Raw genomic sequence first — 18,992 nt, forward strand, 5'->3', positions numbered from 1 at the left:
CCTTGCGCCAGAAACCGCCCACGGTTTGCGTTTTGGGCGTGTAGGAGCGAGCTTGCTCGCGAAGGGCCACATTCCTGTGACTCACGTCCTACCATCCGCCTGTCACCGCTGGGCGTATAACCCTGTCGCAGTTATACTCGTCCGATTTTCCCCTCCGCCAAGACACTGAGCCCCATGACTGAGTCCGTTCTTGACTACATGACCCGCCTGGGTCGCGCCGCCCGTGAGGCGTCCCGCGTGATCGGCCGTGCCAGCACCGCGCAGAAGAACCGCGCCCTGCACGCTGCCGCCAACGCGCTGGACGCGGCTCGCACCGAACTGTCCGCTGCCAATGAACTCGATCTGGCCGCCGGCCGGGCCAATGGCCTGGAACCGGCCATGCTCGATCGTCTGGCGCTGACCCCGGCACGCATCGACGGCATGATCGTCGGTCTGCGTCAGGTGGCCACTCTGCCGGACCCGGTCGGGGCGATTCGCGACATGAGCTATCGGCCATCGGGCATTCAGGTCGGCAAGATGCGCGTGCCACTGGGCGTGATCGGGATCATCTACGAGTCGCGGCCGAACGTGACCATCGACGCCGCCAGCCTGTGCCTGAAGTCGGGTAACGCCACCATCCTGCGCGGCGGTTCCGAGGCGATTCACTCCAACCGCGCCATCGCCGCCTGCATCCAGCGCGGCCTGGCCGAGGCTGGTCTGCCGCCGGCAGTGGTCCAGGTGGTGGAAGTCACCGACCGCGAAGCGGTGGGCGCGCTCATCACCATGCCGGAGTTCGTTGACGTCATCGTTCCCCGTGGCGGCAAGGGCCTGATCGAGCGCATCAGCCGCGACGCCCGGGTGCCAGTCATCAAGCACCTCGATGGCATCTGCCACGTCTATGTCGGCGAACATGCCGAGCTGGACAAGGCCCGGCGCATCGCGTTCAACGCCAAGACCTACCGCTACGGCATCTGCGGCGCCATGGAAACCCTGCTGGTGGATGCCACCGTCGCGGCCGAGTTCTTGCCGGAAATGGCCCGCCAATTCCGGGAAAAAGGCGTCGAACTGCGTGGTTGCGAGCGTACCCGGCAGATCATCGAGGCCGTTACGGCGACCGAGGAAGACTGGCACACCGAGTACCTGGCGGCGATCCTGTCGATCCGCATCGTCGACGGCGTCGAGGCGGCCATCGAACACATCAATCACTATGGTTCTCACCACACTGACTCCATCGTCACCGAACATCAGGGTCAGGCCCGGCGTTTCGTGGCCGAAGTGGATTCGGCGTCGGTGATGATCAACACCCCGACCTGCTTCGCCGATGGCTTCGAGTACGGTCTGGGTGCGGAAATCGGCATTTCCACCGACAAGCTGCACGCCCGCGGCCCTGTTGGTCTGGAAGGCCTGACGTGCGAGAAATACGTGGTCGTCGGTGACGGCCAGTTGCGTGGACAGGAGTCCTGCTGAGTTGAGCAAGGCCCAGGCGGTCCGGCGTATCGGCGTGCTGGGTGGCACCTTTGACCCTGTGCACATCGGTCACCTGCGCAGTGCGCTGGAAGTGGTCGAGCTGATGGGGCTCGACGAGGTGCGCCTGCTGCCCAACGCCCGGCCACCGCACCGCGACACGCCGCATGTGGTGCCGCAGGACCGTCTGGCGATGGTCAGTTGCGCCGTCGAAGGTGTTGACCGGCTGAGCGTGGATGCCCGTGAGCTGGCCCGCGACAAGCCGTCGTACACCATCGACACCCTGGAGTCGATGCGCGCCGAGTTGGGCGCCGACGACCAGTTGTTCCTGCTGCTGGGCTGGGATGCCTTTTGCGGCCTGCCCGGCTGGCATCGCTGGGAAGAATTGTTGCGACATTGTCACATCCTGGTGCTGCAACGCCCGGATGCCGATGTCGAGCCCCCTGACGAGTTGCGCAACCTGCTGGCTGCGCGCTCGGAGAGCGATCCCACCGCCATGTCCGGCCCGGCGGGGAACATTTCGTTCGTTTGGCAGACGCCACTTTCGGTGTCTGCCACGCAAATCCGACAGCTGCTGGCCAGCGGCAAGTCGGTGAGGTTCCTGGTGCCGGACGCAGTACTGGCCTATATCGAAACGCACGGCCTTTACCGTGCGTAGAACTGCAGGCGCCCCGCGGGCGCCTCATTCAATGAGTTGAACGAGTTTTTTATGACCAAGCAGAAAATCACCGGCGAAGAGCTGGTCCAGTTGACCAAATCGGCCCTGGAAGACGTCAAGGCCCAGGATATCCAGGTCATCGACGTGCACGACAAGCACAGCCTGACCGACTACATGATCATCGCCACCGGTACCTCCAATCGCCAGATCAACGCGATGGCGGAGAAGGTTCGCGAGTTCGTCAAGACCAAGGGCGTCATGCCGCTGGGCGAAGAAGGCAAGGGCGACAGCGACTGGGTCCTGCTGGACCTGAACGATGTCATCGTGCACATGATGACCGCCGCCGCGCGCCAGTTCTACGATCTGGAGCGTCTGTGGGCTGGCGCCGAGCAAAGCCGCGCCGCCGATGGCAAGCACCACAGCCCGGAAAACGTCCACGACTATTCCGACAAGCTCAAAGACCGGGAATAAGGAAGCGTCATGCGTCTGCGCCTGATCGCGGTCGGCTCGCGCATGCCCAAGTGGGTCGAGGAAGGCTGGCATGAATATGCCAAGCGCCTGCCGTCCGAGCTGTCCCTGGAACTGGTGGAAATTCCGCTCAACACCCGGGGCAAGAATGCCGACGTCGCTCGCCTGATTCGTCAGGAGGGCGAGGCCATGCTCGCCAAGGTCCAGCCAGGGGAACGGATTGTCACCCTGGAGGTCCATGGCAAGCCCTGGAGCACTGAGCAACTGGCGGTCGAGCTCGACCGCTGGCGGTTGGATTCGCGTACCGTCAACCTGATGGTCGGCGGCCCCGAAGGGCTGGCGCCGGAAGTCTGTGCGCGCAGCGAGCAGCGCTGGTCGCTGTCTCCGCTGACCCTGCCACACCCATTGGTACGGATACTGATTGGCGAACAGATTTATCGCGCCTGGACTGTTTTGTCCGGGCACCCTTACCACAAATAAGCCTGTAAGCCTTTTCAATGTCGCAGCCGATTCGCCTCAAGGATCACGAGAAAGACGCCCGTCTGGTGCGTAGCCGCGTCGTGGTCGGTGCAGTGGCGATCCTTCTGCTGATCTGCGTGCTGATCGCTCGCCTGTATTACCTGCAGGTGATCCAGTACGAGTATCACTCCACGCTGTCGGAGAACAATCGGGTGCACGTGCAGCCGATTCCGCCGACCCGCGGGCTGATCTTCGACCGCAATGGCGTGATCATCGCCGACAACCGTCCCAGCTTCAGCCTGAGCATGACCCGGGAGCGTTCCGGCGACTGGCAGGCGGTCCTCGACGTGATCGTCGAGGTGCTGGAGCTGACTCCGGACGACCGCGCGCTGTTCGAGAAACGCATGAAACAGGGGCGTCGGCCATTCGAGCCGGTGCCGATCCTGTTCGAGCTGACCGAGGAGCAGATCGCCCGGGTTGCGGTGAACCAGTTCCGCCTGCCCGGTGTGGAAGTGGTGGCGCAGTTGGTGCGGCATTATCCACAAGGTGCGCATTTCGCTCATTCGGTCGGCTACGTCGGACGGATCAACGAGAAAGAGGCGAAGGTCCTCGATCCGGTCAACTACAGCGGCACCCACCATATCGGCAAGACCGGCATCGAGCGCTTCTACGAGCCCGAGTTGCACGGCCAGGTGGGTTACGAGGAAGTCGAGACCAACGCCCGCGGCCGAGTGTTGCGGGTGCTCAAGCGGACCGACCCGATTCCCGGCAAGGACATCGTCCTGAGCCTCGACATCAAGCTGCAGGAAGCGGCCGAAGCCGCGTTGGGCGGGCGTCGCGGCGCCATCGTGGCCCTCGACCCGAAAACCGGCGAAGTGCTGGCGATGGTCAGCCAGCCGAGCTTCGACCCGAACCTGTTCGTCACCGGCATCAGTTTCAAGGCCTACGCCGAGCTGCGTGACTCGATCGATCGGCCGTTGTTCAACCGCGTGCTGCGCGGGCTCTATCCACCGGGCTCGACCATCAAGCCCGCCGTTGCCGTCGCCGGCCTCGATTCCGGGGTGGTCAACGCCTCGACACGGGTGTTCGACCCGGGCTACTACCAACTGCCCAATTACGATCACAAATACCGCAACTGGAACCGCACCGGTGACGGCTGGGTCGACCTCGACACGGCGATCATGCGGTCCAACGACACCTACTTCTACGACCTCGCGCACAAGATGGGCATCGACAAGCTGTCCAGCTACATGAACCGCTTCGGCATCGGCCAGAAGGTCGCGCTGGACATGTTCGAGGAATCGCCGGGGTTGATGCCGTCCCGCGAATGGAAACGCGCCACCCGCCGCCAGGCCTGGTTCCCGGGCGAGACGCTGATTCTCGGGATCGGCCAGGGCTACATGCAGGCCACGCCGCTGCAACTGGCCCAGGCCATCTCGCTGATCGCCAGCAAGGGCAAGTGGATCCGTCCGCACCTGGCCAAGACCATCGAAGGCCAGCCGCCGGTCGATCCGAACCCGATGGAAGACATCGTCCTGCGTGACAAGTCCGACTGGGCCAAGGTCACTCACGGCATGGAACAGGTGATGCACGGCGCCCGCGGCACCGCGCGCAAAGCCGCTGTTGGCGCCCAGTATCGGATTGCCGGCAAGAGCGGTACGGCCCAGGTCGTGGCGATCAAGCAGGGCGAGAAGTACGACCGCAACAAGGTCCAAGAGCGCCATCGCGACCACGCCCTGTTCGTTGGTTTCGCCCCGGCCGAAGATCCGCGCATCGTCATCTCGGTGATGGTCGAGAACGGCGAGTCCGGCTCGGGTGTCGCTGCGCCGGTGCTGCGTCAGGTGATGGACGCCTGGCTGCTGGACGAACATGGCCGTCTCAAACCCGAATACGCTGACCCCTCCGCCACCGTTGCCCAGGAACCGGCCCCGTGAAGAGTAATTTCGATCGCATGCTCTCCAGCGAGGACGTGATGCGTCGGCGCGCCAGCTTCCTGCAGCGCATCCATGTCGACGGCCCTTTGCTGATCCTGCTGCTGACCCTCGCGGCCGGCAGCCTGTTCGTCCTTTATTCGGCCAGCGGCAAGAACTGGGACCTGCTGCTCAAGCAGGCGACGTCGTTCGGTATCGGCCTGGTCTCGATGTTCGTCATTGCCCAGCTCGAACCGCGTTTCATGGCGCGCTGGGTGCCGCTGGGCTACGTGTTCGGGGTAATCCTGCTGGTGGTGGTGGACGTGATGGGCCACAACGCCATGGGTGCGACGCGCTGGATCAACATTCCCGGGGTGATTCGCTTCCAGCCGTCGGAATTCATGAAGATCATCATGCCGGCGACCATCGCCTGGTACCTGGCCAAGCGCACGCTGCCGCCGCACCTGAAACACGTATTGATCAGCCTGGTGCTGATCGGCCTGCCGTTCATCCTCATCGTTCGCCAGCCTGACCTCGGGACAGCGCTGCTGATCCTCGCTTCCGGTGCGTTCGTGCTGTTCATGGGCGGGCTGCGCTGGCGCTGGATCATCAGCGTGCTGGCGGCGGCCGTGCCGGTGGCGGTGGCGATGTGGTTCTTTGTCATGCATGACTACCAGAAGCAACGGGTCCTGACCTTCCTCGACCCGGAAAGTGATCCGCTGGGCACTGGCTGGAACATCATCCAGTCGAAGGCGGCGATCGGTTCCGGTGGCGTATTCGGCAAAGGCTGGCTGCTGGGCACCCAGTCGCACCTGGACTTTCTCCCGGAAAGCCACACCGACTTCATCATCGCCGTGCTCGGCGAAGAGTTCGGCCTGGTGGGCATCTGCGCGCTGTTGCTGATCTACCTGCTGCTGATCGGCCGCGGGCTGGTGATCACCGCCCAGGCCCAGACCCTGTTCGGCAAGTTGCTGGCCGGCAGCCTGACCATGACCTTCTTCGTGTACGTCTTCGTCAATATCGGCATGGTCAGCGGATTGCTGCCCGTCGTGGGCGTGCCGCTGCCCTTCATTAGTTATGGTGGAACTTCGCTGGTGACGCTGCTGTCAGCGTTTGGCGTTCTCATGTCGATCCATACCCACCGCAAATGGATCGCGCAGGTTTGAGTAAGGTGAATTTCTTGATGCAAGCAATGCGTGGCTGGATGGCCCGTTGTGTACCTCTGGCGGGCCTGATCGGGCTGTTCGGCGGCGTGCAGCAGGCCAGCGCCGGCGACTACGATGGATCCCCCCAGGTAGCCGAATTCGTCGGCGAGATGACCCGTGACTACGGGTTCGCCGGTGAGCAGTTGATGGGCGTGTTCCGCGATGTCCAGCGCAAGCAGGCGATCCTCGACGCCATTTCCCGTCCTGCAGAACGGGTCAAGCCGTGGAAAGAATACCGGCCGATGTTCCTCACCGACGCGCGTATCGCCCGTGGTGTGGACTTCTGGCGCCAGCACGAGGCTGCTCTGGCCCGCGCCGAGCAGGAATACGGCGTGCCGGCGCAGGTGATCGTCTCGATCATCGGCGTCGAAACCTTCTTTGGCCGCAATACCGGCAACTACCGGGTCATGGACGCGCTGTCGACCCTGGCCTTCGATTACCCGCAGCGGGCCCCGTTCTTCCGCAAGGAACTGCGTGAATTCCTGCTGCTGGCCCGCGAAGAGCAGATCGATCCGCTGACCCTCAAGGGTTCCTACGCCGGAGCCATGGGGCTGCCGCAATTCATGCCGAGCAGCTTCCGCGCCTACGCCGTGGACTTCGACGGTGACGGCCACATCAACATCTGGAACAACCCCGACGACGCCATCGGCAGCGTCGCCAGCTACTTCAAGCGCCACGGCTGGATTGCCGGCGAGCCGGTGGTCAGTCGTGCCATGGTCCGTGGCGAGCGTGTCGACGAAGGCCTGAGCCCGGGCATCGAGCCGGTCAAGACGGTGGGGGAGTTGCGGGCATTGGGCTGGTCGAGTCATGATGCGCTGCGCGATGATCTGCCGGTCACCGCTTTCCGGCTTGAAGGCGAAAACGGCCCCGAGTACTGGTTTGGCCTGAAGAACTTCTACGCGATCACTCGCTATAACCGCAGCGTGATGTACGCCATGGCGGTACATCAACTTTCAGACCTGCTGGTTCAGGCAAGGGGCGCCCGGTAATGCGCATACTGTTCTCTGCTACATCGCTGAAACTGCTGGGCTGCGCGGCGCTTGGCCTGGTGCTGGTCAGTTGTTCTTCCAGCCGTCCGACCCAGAGCAGCAGCGGCAACGTGGTCCGCGCCAAGCCCGGGCTGGACATCAACCGGGCCCACAAGGACGGCGCGCCGTGGTGGGACGTCGATGTCTCGAAGATCCCGGACGCCACGCCAACCGTGCACACCGGTAACTACAAGGCCAACCCGTACACCGTACTGGGCAAGACCTACTTCCCGATCCCCGACTCGCGCAACTATGTCGCCCAGGGCACCGCGTCCTGGTATGGCACCAAGTTCCACGGGCAGAACACCGCCAACGGCGAGGTCTACGACCTCTACGCCATGACTGCGGCGCACAAGACCCTGCCGCTGCCGGCCTACGTCAAGGTGACCAACCTGGACAACAACCGCAGCGTGATCCTGCGGGTCAATGACCGCGGCCCGTTCTATTCCGACCGTATCATCGACCTGTCCTATGCGGCAGCGAAGAAGCTCGGTTACGCCGAAACCGGCACCGCGCGGGTTCGCGTCGAGGGCATCGACCCGCAGCAATGGTGGGCCCAGAAGGGGCGCCCGGCGCCGTTGGTACTCGACCAGCCTCAGGTAGCCCAGGCCAAGCCGATTGCGGCGAGCACCGGCACCGTCGAACAGTGGACGCCGCCGCCGCAGCAGCACGCCGCCGCAGTCCTGCCGGTGCAGGTCGCCAGCAACAGTGTGCCGGCCAATGGCGGCACATTCCTGCAGGTTGGCGCATTCGCCAACCCGGACGCCGCCGAGTTGCTACGCTCCAAGTTGAGCGGCATGGTCAGCGCGCCGGTGTTCATCAGTTCCATCGTGCGCAACCAGCAGACCCTGCACCGCGTGCGCCTGGGGCCGATCCGCAGTCAGGGCGAGGTCCAGCAGATGCAGGACAGCGTACGCCTGGCCAACCTGGGACAGGCGAAAGTAGTCACGGCGGACTGACCGGGGGGACTGGTCGGTTTGTCATGTAGCCGGGCCGAACAGCCATGTACAATGGCGGTTTTGCTCGCAGGCGCGGCGGTTTGTCGCAGCGCCTTTTGTAACTTTGCCCTTCAGGGCATGAGCCCATAAGCCATTTCGAGAGACGGATGAACATCACCACCTTTGCCAAACGCCTTTGCCTGCTTGTTCCGCTGATGATCACCCCTGCCGCATTCGCGGCAGAGCAGATGATGCCGTCGCCGCCGCAACTGGCAGCCAAGTCCTACGTGCTCATGGAAGCCTCCAGCGGCAACATCCTGGTCGAGAACAATGGCGACCAGCGTCTGCCTCCGGCGAGCCTGACCAAGTTGATGACCGCCTACATCGCGACCCTGGATATCCGTCGCGGACAGATCGGCGAGAGCGACCCGGTAACTGTCAGCGAAAACGCCTGGCGCACCGGTGGTTCGCGGATGTTCATCAAGGTTGGCACCCAGGTCACCGTCAGCGATCTGCTGCACGGGATCATTATCCAGTCGGGTAACGACGCCAGCGTGGCGCTGGCCGAGCACATCGCCGGCAGCGAAGACGCCTTCGCCGACATGATGAACAAGACTGCCGGCGACCTCGGCATGAGCAACAGCCACTTCATGAACCCGACCGGCCTGCCGCACCCGGAGCACTACTCCTCGGCGCACGACATGGCCGTGCTGGCTCGCGCGATCATCCACGAAGACCCGGCTCACTACGCGATCTACTCGCAGAAGGAGTTCTTCTGGAACAACATCAAGCAGCCCAACCGCAACCTGCTGCTGTGGCGTGACAAGACCGTCGATGGCCTGAAGACCGGCCACACCGACGAAGCCGGCTACTGCATGGTATCGTCCGCCGTTCGTGACGGCATGCGCCTGATCGCCGTGGTATTCGGTACCAACAGCGAACAGTCCCGCGCCGCCGAGACCCAGAAGCTGCTGACCTACGGTTTCCGCTTCTTCGAAACGCAGACCTTCTACCAGAAAGGCACCGAGCTGGCTCAGGCCCAGGTCTGGAAGGGCACCAGCAGCCAGGTCAAAGCCGGTCTGGCCGAAGACCTGACCATGACGTTGCCTAAAGGCCAATTGAAGAAACTGGCCGCCAGCATGACCATGAACCCGCAACTGGTTGCACCGATCGCCAAAGGTGACGTGATCGGTAAAGTCGAAGTCAAACTGGATGACAACGTTGTTCACAGCGCCGACCTGATTGCGCTGGACGGCGTCGAGGAAGGTGGTTTCTTCCGCCGGGTGTGGGATAGCATTCGTCTGTTCTTCTACGGGTTGTTCAACTGATATCGTGACCTGCCATGCCCCTGCCACCATGCAGGGGCATTGTTGTTGCCACGGCTTACGAGGCCGGTACTGCCATGACTCAAGCTGACGTCAAAGCGCCAAAAATCGAATTCCCCTGCGCGGATTACCCAATCAAGGTAATTGGTGACACCGTGGTCCACTTCAAGGACACCGTGATCGAAGTTCTCAAGAAATACGCCGAGGTCGATATGACCACGCTTGCTGAGCGCCAGAGCAAGGAAGGCAAATACACCACCGTGCAACTGCACATCGTCGCTACCGGCGAAGACCAGCTGCACGACATCAACAGTGCCCTGCGTGCCACCGGTATCGTAAAAATGGTGCTTTGATGTCCGCCAGCCTCGGCTTTCGCGACCTCGGCCTGCTGCCTTACGAACCGGTGCTGGATGCCATGCGCCGGTTCACCGACCAGCGTCAGCCGGGTAGCGGCGACGAAGTCTGGCTGGTCGAGCACCCGTCGGTCTTCACCCAGGGCCAGGCCGGCAAGGCCGAGCACCTGCTGGTGCCGGGCGATATCCCGGTGGTTCAGACCGATCGCGGCGGCCAGGTGACCTACCACGGCCCCGGCCAACTGGTGGCCTACCTCATGCTTGACGTGCGTCGTCTGGGCTTTGGTGTCCGTGAGTTGGTGACGCGTATCGAACGCTGTCTGGTCGAGTTGCTCGCCAGCTACGGTGTCGAGGCCGCGGCCAAGCCCGATGCGCCGGGTGTTTATGTCGATGGAGCGAAGATCGCGTCCCTCGGCCTGCGAATCCGCAATGGCTGCTCGTTCCATGGCCTTGCCTTGAATGTGGACATGGACCTTGCGCCATTCCGCCGAATTAATCCCTGCGGGTATGCCGGGCTGGCCATGACCCAGCTACGCGACCAGGCAGGGCCGATCGAACTCTCCGAGGTCAGGGCAAGGCTGCGCGGACAGCTGGTCAAGCACCTCGATTATGCTGAGCAGACGACCCTTGCGGGCGGAATCGACTGAAAATGACTATTGTGCAAGAACTGGTGCAAAGCACCGTGACCCCGGCCCCTCGGCCGAAGGTTGAAGCCGGTGTGAAACTGCGTGGCGCCGAGAAGGTTGCGCGTATCCCAGTAAAGATCATCCCCACTGACGAACTGCCGAAGAAACCCGACTGGATCCGCGTGCGCATCCCGATTTCTCCGGAGATCGATCGCATCAAGCAATTGCTGCGCAAACACAAGCTGCACAGCGTTTGCGAAGAGGCATCCTGCCCGAACCTGGGTGAGTGCTTCTCCGGCGGTACCGCGACCTTCATGATCATGGGTGACATCTGCACCCGTCGCTGCCCGTTCTGCGACGTCGGCCATGGCCGCCCGAAAGCGCTGGACGCTGACGAGCCGAAGAACCTGGCGGTCGCCATCGCCGACCTGCGCCTGAAGTACGTGGTCATCACCTCGGTGGACCGTGACGACCTGCGTGATGGCGGTGCCCAGCACTTCGCCGACTGCATCCGCGAGATTCGCGCGCTGTCCCCGGGCGTCCAGCTGGAAACCCTGGTGCCGGACTACCGTGGTCGTATGGATGTGGCCCTGGCGATCACCGCCCAGGAGCCGCCGGATGTGTTCAACCACAACCTGGAGACCGTACCGCGTCTGTACAAGGCCGCGCGTCCGGGCTCGGACTACCAGTGGTCGCTGACCCTGCTGGAGAAGTTCAAGGAACTGGTCCCGCATGTACCGACCAAGTCGGGCTTGATGCTCGGCCTGGGCGAGACCGACGACGAAGTGATCGAAGTCATGCACCGCATGCGCGAGCACAACATCGACATGCTGACCCTTGGCCAGTACCTGCAACCTTCGCGCAGCCACCTGCCGGTGCAGCGCTTCGTCCACCCGGACACCTTCGCCTGGTTCGCCGAGGAAGGTTACAAGATGGGCTTCAAGAACGTCGCTTCCGGTCCGTTGGTACGTTCCTCGTACCACGCCGACCAGCAGGCGCATGAGGCCAAGATCAAGCTCTGATCCCGACCTGTAAAAAAGCCCCCGCACCTGACAAGGTGCGGGGGCTTTTTTGTGTATTTGGCATCGCGAGCAAGCTCGCTCCTACAGGATTATCACGCGGACATTGTAGGAGCGAGCTTGCTCGCGATAGCGGCCTTCAGCGCGCGCGCAGGCTATCCAGCAACTTGCGCGTCGGATACCCGTCCGCCGGCCAGCCCAAGGTCTGTTGGGCATTGCGAATCGCTTTGCGGGTGTTGGCGCCGATAATGCCATCTGCCGTGCCGGCCTCATGCCCGGTGGCATTGAGCCGGTCCTGCAACTCGATGCGCTCGCTGCGGCTCAACGGCAGATCGTCCTTGGGCCAGGCGCCGCGGATATAGCCGGCGCCGTCGAAGCGCTCGTTCAGCAGGCTGACGGCCAAGGCGTAGGACGACGAGTTGTTGTACTTGAGGATCGCGCGGAAGTTGTCGAGCACCAGGAACGCCGGGCCACGGTAGCCCGCAGGCAGTATCAGGGCGGCGGAGAGTTGCTCGCTGCCGGCCGGGACGCGAGCGCCGGCTGGCAGTTTCAGGCCCAGGTGCAGCCATTCTGCGACGGTTTTGCGTTGAGTGCCGTCAGCCAGCCAGTAATCGAAACCCGGTGCCAGTTCGACTTCGAAGCCCCAAGGCTCACCACGTTTCCAGCCTGAACTTTGCAGGTAGTGGGCGGTGGAGGCGAGGGCGTCGGGGGAGCTGTTCCAGATGTCGCGGCGGCCGTCACCGTCGAAGTCCACGGCATGGGTGTCGTACGTGGTGGGGATGAACTGGGTCTGGCCCATGGCCCCGGCCCAGGAGCCGCGCATGGCTTCGGGGGCGATATCGCCGTTCTGCAGGATCTTCAGCGCCGCCAGCAACTGTGCCTGGGCGAATGCCGGGCGACGGCCTTCATAGGCCAGGGTCGCGAGGGAGCGGATCACCGATTTGTTGCCCTGGAACTGGCCGAAATTGCTTTCCATGCCCCAGACGGACACCAGCACATTGCGCTCTACACCGTAGCGTTGCTCGATGCGGCTCAGCAGTTCGCTGTTCTGCGCCAGCAGTGCCTTGCCGTTGCGCACCCGCAGCGGCGACAGCGCGCCGTCGAGGTATTCCCATACCGGGCGGCTGAACTCCGGCTGACTGCGGTCGGCCTTGATCACATCCATATCCGGGGTGATGCCGGCAAAGGCGCGATCGAACAGGCTTGGCGATACGCCGGCTTGCAACGCTTGCTGACGGAAACTGGCCTGCCACTCGGCGAACGTTTGCTGTGGCTGGACTACGATGTCGGCGGATGGCGTGGGCTGGACAAGGACCGGGGCCGGCTGGACTGGCGCGATGGGCAGGGCATCGGCGGCGGTCGGGTGCTCGGCGCAGGCAACGAGCAGGATGAGGCTGAAAGCAGCGGTCAGTTGGCGGAGTTGCCAGCGACGGGAAAGGCGGAAGGGCATGCACGAATCCAGGTAATACGGGTCAGGTGACGACCATATCATGCCTGTGGATTTCCTGCCTTCATGCGGCCTTAAAGCAAGAAGCCTCCCAATCTCTCGATTGGAAGGCTTCGCGGCGGTAGCTGCCTTTGCCCTTTTCCGGTTGTTCCTGGCGGCTGCGGAACAGGGGCTGGGCAATGATGGATTTGGCCTTGTTCGGCCGGGATTTTGCCGATTTCTTGCTCATGGGAGAGGTCCTGCCTGGGTGGATTCGGCGCGAACTATAGGACTGTCACGCGTCCGTCGCAAGGCCGTTGGTCACGATCCTGGCGGTTATTCCGCCGGCAGGTTCAGCCGCTGCCCGGCCATCAGCAGCGAAAGGCGGGTCAGGCTGGTCCACGGCGAACCTTGGGCCTGGCCCTTGATTTGCGCGTCGATGCGTTGGGCGTCAAACAGCAGTTGACCCCAGCGCTGTGCCGAATGGCGTTGCAGTGCCTTGCTCATCAGTGGCTTGCGCTTGTCCCAGACCGGCGGGCGAGCCTGGCTGAAGGCTTTGTCCAACGGTACGCCCTGGCTGTACTGCTGGGCCAGGCCGGTGAGGACGCGCAGCTCCCGGGCCAGGGCCCAGAGAATCACCGGCGGCTCGACGCCTTCGCCGCGCAGGCCTTCGAGCATGCGCAGGGCGTGGGCGGCTTCGCCATTGAGGATGGCGTCGACCAGGCCGAAGACGTCGAAGCGCGCGCTGTCGGCGACCGCACCCTGGACCGTTTCTACGGTGATGGTGTTGCCGTCGGCGAGCAGCTTGAGCTTTTCGATTTCCTGGGCGGCGGCCAGCAAGTTGCCTTCGACCCGCGCGGCGATCAGTTCCACCGCATCACGCTGCGCCGCCAACCCGGCCTGGGCCAGGCGCTGGTTGATCCATTGCGGCAGTTGCTGGGTGTCGACCGGCCAGATCTGGATGAACTGCACCTGCGGCCCTTCGACGAGTGCTTTGCCCCACTTGGTTTTCTGCGCACTGCCGTCGAGCTTGGGCAGGCTGATCAGCAAAAGGGTGTCTTCGGCGGGGCGTGAGCAATATTCGATCAGCGCCGCAGCGCCCTTGTCGCCGGGCTTGCCGGAGGGTAGGCGCAGTTCCAGCACGCGTTTCTGAGCGAACAGCGAGAGGCTGGCACCCGCCTGGAGCAGGGTGCCCCAGTCGAAGTTGGCGTCGGCGCTGAATACCTGACGCTCATCGAAGCCCTGCTGGCGCGCAGCCAGGCGAATGGCGTCGGCGGCTTCCTGGCACAGCAGCGGATCATCGCCGCTGACCACATAAACCGGGGCGAGCGCGCCTTGCAGGTGCTTGTTGAGCTGGGCGGGAGCAAGTTTCATAAAAGAAGTCGGGGCGCCGAAGCGCCCCGTTCAGCCTCAGCGGGCCGGGATTTCCAGCGGCGATTGCTGGGGTTGGGCTGCCTGGGCGCGGCGGGCCGCTTCCAGTGCCTCGGCTTCTGCCCGGGCGCGCTCGTCGGCCTTGGCTTGCAGCTCGTCGAGCTGGGCCGGAGTCAGCAGTTGCAGGCGCAGCACCATGTTCTGTACCAGGTCGCGACGCATTTCCTTGCGGATCTGGCCTGCTTCCTGGCCGGAACCAGTGATGTTGTTGCCGTCATGCACGTAGATCTTGCGGACTTCCAGCTTGTCGTTGAGCAGCGGCGTGTTGTTCTGGCCCTGGATCTCGTAGGACAGTTCGGTGCTCAGCTCGTATTCCACCGAGCGAGCGGAGCCGGCGTAGCTGGCGGCGCGCTGGTTTTCGACTTCGTTGGTCAGGACCAGTTTGAACGGCGCGCCAGCATGGACGTTGACGCCGCTGTTCTTCAGCACGTCGCGCAGTTGAGTGACCGTTTCGCCGTAAGCGTTACGGGCGCTCACATCCAGTTCCTTGATGGCCAGCTCGTTGGTCCCGGTACCACGCAGTTGGAAACCGCAGGCGCTGAGCATTACCGCCAGGCCTATTACCAACAAATTGCGTTTGATCATCTTGTTGCTCCCTTGAAACCTTGTGGGCCTTGTCTGTGCGGGCGCCCGCCAGGGCGCCCGGTCCTGTCAGTTGGCGACGATGTTGACCAGCTTGCCGGGTACCACGATGACCTTGCGGATCGTCAGGCCTTCGGTGAAGCGCAGCACGTTCTCGTTGCTGCGTGCGGCGGCTTCGACGTCCTCGCGGCTGGCGGCGGCAGGCATTTCGATCTGCCCGCGCAACTTGCCGTTGACCTGGATGACCAGTTGCAGGCTGTCCTGCACCAGGGCGCTTTCGTCCACGGCTGGCCAGCCGGCGTTGATCGCCGGGCCGCTGTGGCCGAGGCTCTGCCACAGGCCATGGCTGATATGCGGGGTGATCGGAGCCAGGATCAGGGTCACGGCTTCCAGACCTTCCTGGATCAGCGCGCGGTCCAGCTCGCTGTCCTGGGCGGCCTTTTCCAGCACGTTCATCAGGGTCATCACCTGGGCGATGGCGGTGTTGAATTTGTGGTGCTGGCCGACATCGATGCTGGCCTGGCGAATCGCCGAGTGCGTAGCGCGGCGCACGGCTTTCTGCGCGTCGCTCAGGCTGCTCAGGTCGGCCTTGGCCGGCAGGCCCTGGGCGACATGCGCCTGAGCCAGGCGCCAGACACGACGCAGGAAGCGGCTTGCACCCTCGACGCCGGAGTCGGACCATTCCAGGCTCATGTCGGGCGGCGAGGCGAACATCATGAACAGGCGGCAGGTATCGGCGCCGTAGGCATCGATCATCGACTGTGGGTCAACGCCGTTGTTCTTGGACTTGGACATCTTCTCGGTGCCGCCGATTTCCACCGGCAGGCCGTCGGTCTTCAGGCGTGCGGCGATGATCTTGGCTTTGGCATCACGCTCGAGCTCGACGTCGGCCGGGTTGAACCAGTCCTTGCCGCCATTGCTGGCAACGCGGTAATAGGTCTCGGCGACCACCATGCCCTGGGTCAGCAGGTTCTTGAACGGCTCGCTGGAACTGACCAGGCCTTCGTCACGCATCAGCTTGTGGAAGAAACGCGCGTAGAGAAGGTGCAGGATGGCGTGTTCGATGCCGCCGATGTACTGGTCGACCGGCAACCAGTGGTTGGCCGCTTTCGGATCGACCAGGCCACCTTCGTAGTTCGGCGACGCGTAACGGGCGAAGTACCAGGACGACTCGACGAAGGTGTCCATGGTGTCGGTTTCACGCTTGGCCGCAGTGCCGCATTTCGGGCAGGTGCACTCGTAGAACTCGGGCATGCGCGCCAGTGGCGAGCCAGCGCCATCCGGCACCACGTTCTCCGGCAGGGTGACCGGCAACTGGTCTTCCGGCACCGGTACGTCGCCGCAGGACGGGCAATGGATGATCGGGATCGGGCAGCCCCAGTAGCGCTGGCGGCTGATACCCCAGTCGCGCAGGCGGAACTGGGTGCGAGACTTGCCCGACTCCTTGCGGATCAGCGCGGCTTCGATGGCGTCGAAAGCGCCGGCGAAGTCCAGGCCGTCGAACTCGCCGGAGTTGATCAGTTGGCCATGCTCGCCGTAGGCGGCCTGCCATTCGCTACCGACTTCATCACCGGCGCTGGTGCGGACCACAGCCTTGATCGGCAGTTGGTACTTGCTGGCGAATTCGAAGTCGCGTTCGTCGTGGGCCGGTACGGCCATGACTGCGCCGTCGCCGTAGTGCATCAGCACGTAGTTGGCGACCCACACCGGCAGTTTCTCGCCAGTGAGTGGATGACGGACCAGCAACGAGGTGGCCACGCCTTTCTTTTCCTGGGTGGCGATGTCGGCTTCGGCGACGCTGCCGCTCTTGCATTCGTCGATGAACGCTTGCAGTTCCGGGTTGCCCTGGGCCGCGAGGGTGGCCAGCGGGTGCTCCGCGGCGACGGCGACGTAGGTCGCGCCCATCAGGGTGTCGGGACGGGTGGTAAAGACTTTCAGCGCGCCGGCTTCGCCGATGCTCGCCTCGTCATAGGGGAACTGCACTTCCATGCCGCGGGACTTGCCGATCCAGTTGCGCTGCATGGTCTTGACCTGCTCGGGCCAGCCCGGCAGATCGTCGAGGCTTTCCAGCAGTTCGTCGGCGTAGTCGGTGATCTTGAAGTAGTACATCGGGATTTCGCGCTTCTCGATCAGCGCGCCCGAACGCCAGCCACGGCCGTCGATGACCTGCTCGTTGGCCAGTACGGTCTGATCGGCCGGGTCCCAGTTCACGGTACCGTTCTTGCGGTAGATCACGCCTTTTTCGAACAGGCGGGTGAACAGCCACTGTTCCCAGCGGTAGTAGTCCGGCTTGCAGGTGGTGACTTCACGCGACCAGTCGATGGCCAGGCCCAGGCTCTTGAGCTGGGTCTTCATGTAGTCGATGTTTTCGTAGGTCCACTTGGCCGGCGCGACGTTGTTCTTCATCGCGGCGTTTTCCGCCGGCATGCCGAAGGCATCCCAGCCCATCGGCTGCAGGACGTTCTTGCCGAGCATGCGCTGGTAGCGCGCGATCACGTCGCCGATGGTGTAGTTGCGCACGTGCCCCATGTGTAGCTTGCCGCTCGGGTACGGGAACATCGACAGGCAGTAGTAAGTGTCCTTGCCTGGCTGTTCACTGACTTCAAAAGACTTGTGCTCGTCCCAGTAGGACTGGGCGGCGGCTTCGATTTCGCGGGGCTGATAGTGTTCGTGCATGGCTACTTTGCGCTGAGAAATGGGAGACCTTATCCAGGCCGGTTGAAAACCGTTTGTGCCCGGTAATCCGGTGTCAAGAGTGAACGCCGTAGCATACATGACCCCCAACGGTCGTGGGAAACCCTGATTGCATCGCGGGCCGGCGCCAGGGCCGTTGGTCGCGGCGTCCAGCCGCTTTTGCCGGTGACGCTAAGCTCATGTCTGGGGGAGATGAATTTTATCTTCGATGAGGTGAACGGATGGGAGATTCGCAGCTACAAGCATTGAAACCGGAGCTTTACGAACGACTGATCGACCGTCTGGGACTGGCCCTGGATGTGGCCCGGACCTCGGTTCGATTACGCGATGAAATGCCCGACGAACTGGAACTGCGTGGTTTGAGCAGCGCCGAGTTCGACGTTATCAAAGCCTATCTCGAGTCCGCGCCGGCACGCGGGCAAAAAGTTTCCGGCGTTGCACCCTCAATGGAAGCGCCCCCTTCGGGTCGGGTCATCTGGCTCAAGGACAAGGCACGTTCCACCGCAGCGCTCAACACCCGAGCGCTGCAACGCAAATAGCGTTAGGCCTATCACGGCGCAGTCTGGAGTGCGCCACCGCAGCATTCTTTTCTCCGATACGGCGCCTGGTTACTGTTTCCAGGCGCCGATTTCTCTTAGGCTTCGCGCATTTCAGGGAGATGCCCGATGCCGTTTCGTTTTTTCGTCAAACAATGGTTGATGCCGCCAGGCATTTTCTTCGTGCTGCTGATTGCCGGCTGGTGGCTGCGCAAATCGTGGCCGCGTACGGCCCGTTTGTGCTTCGTCGCGGGATTCGGCGGCCTGTTGGCGATGAGCCTGCCGGTGGTGATGCAGCAAATGGCCAGTCAGCTCGAGACCGAGCCGGCGTTGAGCGTGGACCAGTGGGCAACGTTGGCCGAGCGCGCTGATGCCATCGTCGTCCTCGGTGCAGGGCGCGAGCGCGGCGACCCGGCCTGGGGCTCGCAAGACCAGCCAACCGGGGTGGCCCTCGAACGCATGCGCTATGCCGCGCAACTGGCCAAGGCGTCCGGGCTGCCGGTACTGACCACGGGCGGTCTGCATTACGGCTCGCCGCCCAGCGAAGCACGGCTGATGGCCGATTCGATGCAGCGGGATTTCGGTGTGCCGGTGCGCTGGCTGGAGGAAGAGAGCCGCACCACCTGGGAGAATGCCGAGCTGAGCGCCGCGATGCTGCTGCCACAAGGGGTCAAGCGGGTTGTCGTGGTGACCCAGGCCTGGCACATGCAGCGCTCGGTCTGGAGTTTCCAGCAGGCTGGTTTTGACGTGGTGCCAGCGCCGGTGGGCTTCATGGGCATCGACCACGGCTACCCGTTCGGCGGTTGGCTGCCGCACAGCAAGGTGATGTGGCAAAGCGGCCAACTGTTCAACGAAGCAGTTGGCCTTGTCGGTTACCGACTTTTCTACTGA

The 18,992-nt window shown here is 63.3% G+C and carries 19 protein-coding genes; 14 read left to right on the forward strand and 5 right to left on the reverse strand.

Annotated features, from left to right (window positions below; all coding sequences use genetic code 11):
- Positions 1 to 174 precede the first annotated feature (174 nt).
- The 12 genes from NTD82_RS12425 to lipA all read left to right on the forward strand — a co-directional run bounded on the left by NTD82_RS12425 (position 175) and on the right by lipA (position 11,435).
- Positions 175 to 1,446: a glutamate-5-semialdehyde dehydrogenase gene (locus NTD82_RS12425; RefSeq protein ID WP_095159328.1), complete on the forward strand. Its 1,272-nt coding sequence runs from the start codon at positions 175 to 177 to the stop codon at positions 1,444 to 1,446.
- 1 nt (position 1,447) lies between these two features.
- Positions 1,448 to 2,101: a nicotinate-nucleotide adenylyltransferase gene (gene nadD / locus NTD82_RS12430; RefSeq protein WP_095159327.1), complete on the forward strand. Its 654-nt coding sequence runs from the start codon at positions 1,448 to 1,450 to the stop codon at positions 2,099 to 2,101.
- A 51-nt stretch (positions 2,102 to 2,152) separates the two neighbouring features.
- Entirely contained in the window at positions 2,153 to 2,572 is a 420-nt protein-coding gene (gene rsfS / locus NTD82_RS12435; RefSeq protein ID WP_095159326.1) for a ribosome silencing factor, read from the forward strand.
- A gap of 9 nt (positions 2,573 to 2,581) precedes the next feature.
- Complete coding sequence (gene rlmH, locus NTD82_RS12440; RefSeq protein ID WP_009397919.1) at positions 2,582 to 3,049, forward strand: 23S rRNA (pseudouridine(1915)-N(3))-methyltransferase RlmH; 468 nt, start codon at positions 2,582 to 2,584, stop codon at positions 3,047 to 3,049.
- A gap of 17 nt (positions 3,050 to 3,066) precedes the next feature.
- On the forward strand, positions 3,067 to 4,962 hold the full coding sequence (gene mrdA, locus NTD82_RS12445) for a penicillin-binding protein 2 (protein WP_095159325.1): 1,896 nt from the start codon (positions 3,067 to 3,069) through the stop codon (positions 4,960 to 4,962).
- A 38-nt stretch (positions 4,963 to 5,000) separates the two neighbouring features.
- On the forward strand, positions 5,001 to 6,104 hold the full coding sequence (gene rodA, locus NTD82_RS12450) for a rod shape-determining protein RodA (RefSeq protein ID WP_262128990.1): 1,104 nt from the start codon (positions 5,001 to 5,003) through the stop codon (positions 6,102 to 6,104).
- A gap of 17 nt (positions 6,105 to 6,121) precedes the next feature.
- Positions 6,122 to 7,132, forward strand: coding sequence for a lytic murein transglycosylase B (gene mltB, locus NTD82_RS12455; protein WP_262128943.1), 1,011 nt, complete (start codon positions 6,122 to 6,124; stop codon positions 7,130 to 7,132).
- On the forward strand, positions 7,132 to 8,130 hold the full coding sequence (locus NTD82_RS12460) for a septal ring lytic transglycosylase RlpA family protein (protein ID WP_262128945.1): 999 nt from the start codon (positions 7,132 to 7,134) through the stop codon (positions 8,128 to 8,130). Before mltB ends, NTD82_RS12460 begins: the two co-directional genes overlap by 1 nt.
- Positions 8,131 to 8,276: 146 nt before the next feature.
- Entirely contained in the window at positions 8,277 to 9,437 is a 1,161-nt protein-coding gene (locus NTD82_RS12465) for a D-alanyl-D-alanine carboxypeptidase family protein (RefSeq protein ID WP_095159322.1), read from the forward strand.
- A 74-nt stretch (positions 9,438 to 9,511) separates the two neighbouring features.
- Entirely contained in the window at positions 9,512 to 9,787 is a 276-nt protein-coding gene (locus tag NTD82_RS12470) for a DUF493 domain-containing protein (protein ID WP_095159321.1), read from the forward strand.
- Positions 9,787 to 10,434, forward strand: a complete 648-nt coding sequence (gene lipB, locus NTD82_RS12475; RefSeq protein ID WP_095159320.1) for a lipoyl(octanoyl) transferase LipB — start codon at positions 9,787 to 9,789, stop codon at positions 10,432 to 10,434. Before NTD82_RS12470 ends, lipB begins: the two co-directional genes overlap by 1 nt.
- Before the next feature lie 2 nt (positions 10,435 to 10,436).
- Positions 10,437 to 11,435 (forward strand): lipoyl synthase, encoded by a 999-nt coding sequence (lipA, locus tag NTD82_RS12480; protein ID WP_095159319.1) that lies wholly within the window; start codon positions 10,437 to 10,439, stop codon positions 11,433 to 11,435.
- Between the two features lie 136 nt (positions 11,436 to 11,571).
- Here the strand turns inward: lipA and NTD82_RS12485 are convergent, their stop codons facing one another.
- The 5 genes from NTD82_RS12485 to leuS all read right to left on the reverse strand — a co-directional run bounded on the left by NTD82_RS12485 (position 11,572) and on the right by leuS (position 17,547).
- Complete coding sequence (locus NTD82_RS12485) at positions 11,572 to 12,882, reverse strand: lytic murein transglycosylase (protein ID WP_262128947.1); 1,311 nt, start codon at positions 12,880 to 12,882, stop codon at positions 11,572 to 11,574.
- Between the two features lie 61 nt (positions 12,883 to 12,943).
- Positions 12,944 to 13,108, reverse strand: a complete 165-nt coding sequence (arfA, locus tag NTD82_RS12490) for an alternative ribosome rescue factor ArfA (protein WP_095159317.1) — start codon at positions 13,106 to 13,108, stop codon at positions 12,944 to 12,946.
- An 86-nt stretch (positions 13,109 to 13,194) separates the two neighbouring features.
- Entirely contained in the window at positions 13,195 to 14,232 is a 1,038-nt protein-coding gene (gene holA / locus NTD82_RS12495; RefSeq protein WP_095159316.1) for a DNA polymerase III subunit delta, read from the reverse strand.
- 36 nt (positions 14,233 to 14,268) lie between these two features.
- Entirely contained in the window at positions 14,269 to 14,874 is a 606-nt protein-coding gene (lptE, locus tag NTD82_RS12500; RefSeq protein WP_262128950.1) for an LPS assembly lipoprotein LptE, read from the reverse strand.
- Positions 14,875 to 14,940: 66 nt separating this feature from the next.
- Positions 14,941 to 17,547: a leucine--tRNA ligase gene (gene leuS, locus NTD82_RS12505; protein WP_262128951.1), complete on the reverse strand. Its 2,607-nt coding sequence runs from the start codon at positions 17,545 to 17,547 to the stop codon at positions 14,941 to 14,943.
- Between the two features lie 239 nt (positions 17,548 to 17,786).
- Between leuS and NTD82_RS12510 the strand changes: the two genes are divergently transcribed.
- Both NTD82_RS12510 and NTD82_RS12515 read left to right on the forward strand, forming a co-directional pair.
- Positions 17,787 to 18,104 (forward strand): hypothetical protein, encoded by a 318-nt coding sequence (locus NTD82_RS12510; protein ID WP_262128952.1) that lies wholly within the window; start codon positions 17,787 to 17,789, stop codon positions 18,102 to 18,104.
- A 126-nt stretch (positions 18,105 to 18,230) separates the two neighbouring features.
- Complete coding sequence (locus tag NTD82_RS12515; protein ID WP_262128953.1) at positions 18,231 to 18,992, forward strand: YdcF family protein; 762 nt, start codon at positions 18,231 to 18,233, stop codon at positions 18,990 to 18,992.

Origin of the sequence: Pseudomonas sp. 5P_5.1_Bac1 (assembly GCF_025466015.1) — a bacterium.
Classification (GTDB): Bacteria; Pseudomonadota; Gammaproteobacteria; order Pseudomonadales; family Pseudomonadaceae; genus Aquipseudomonas.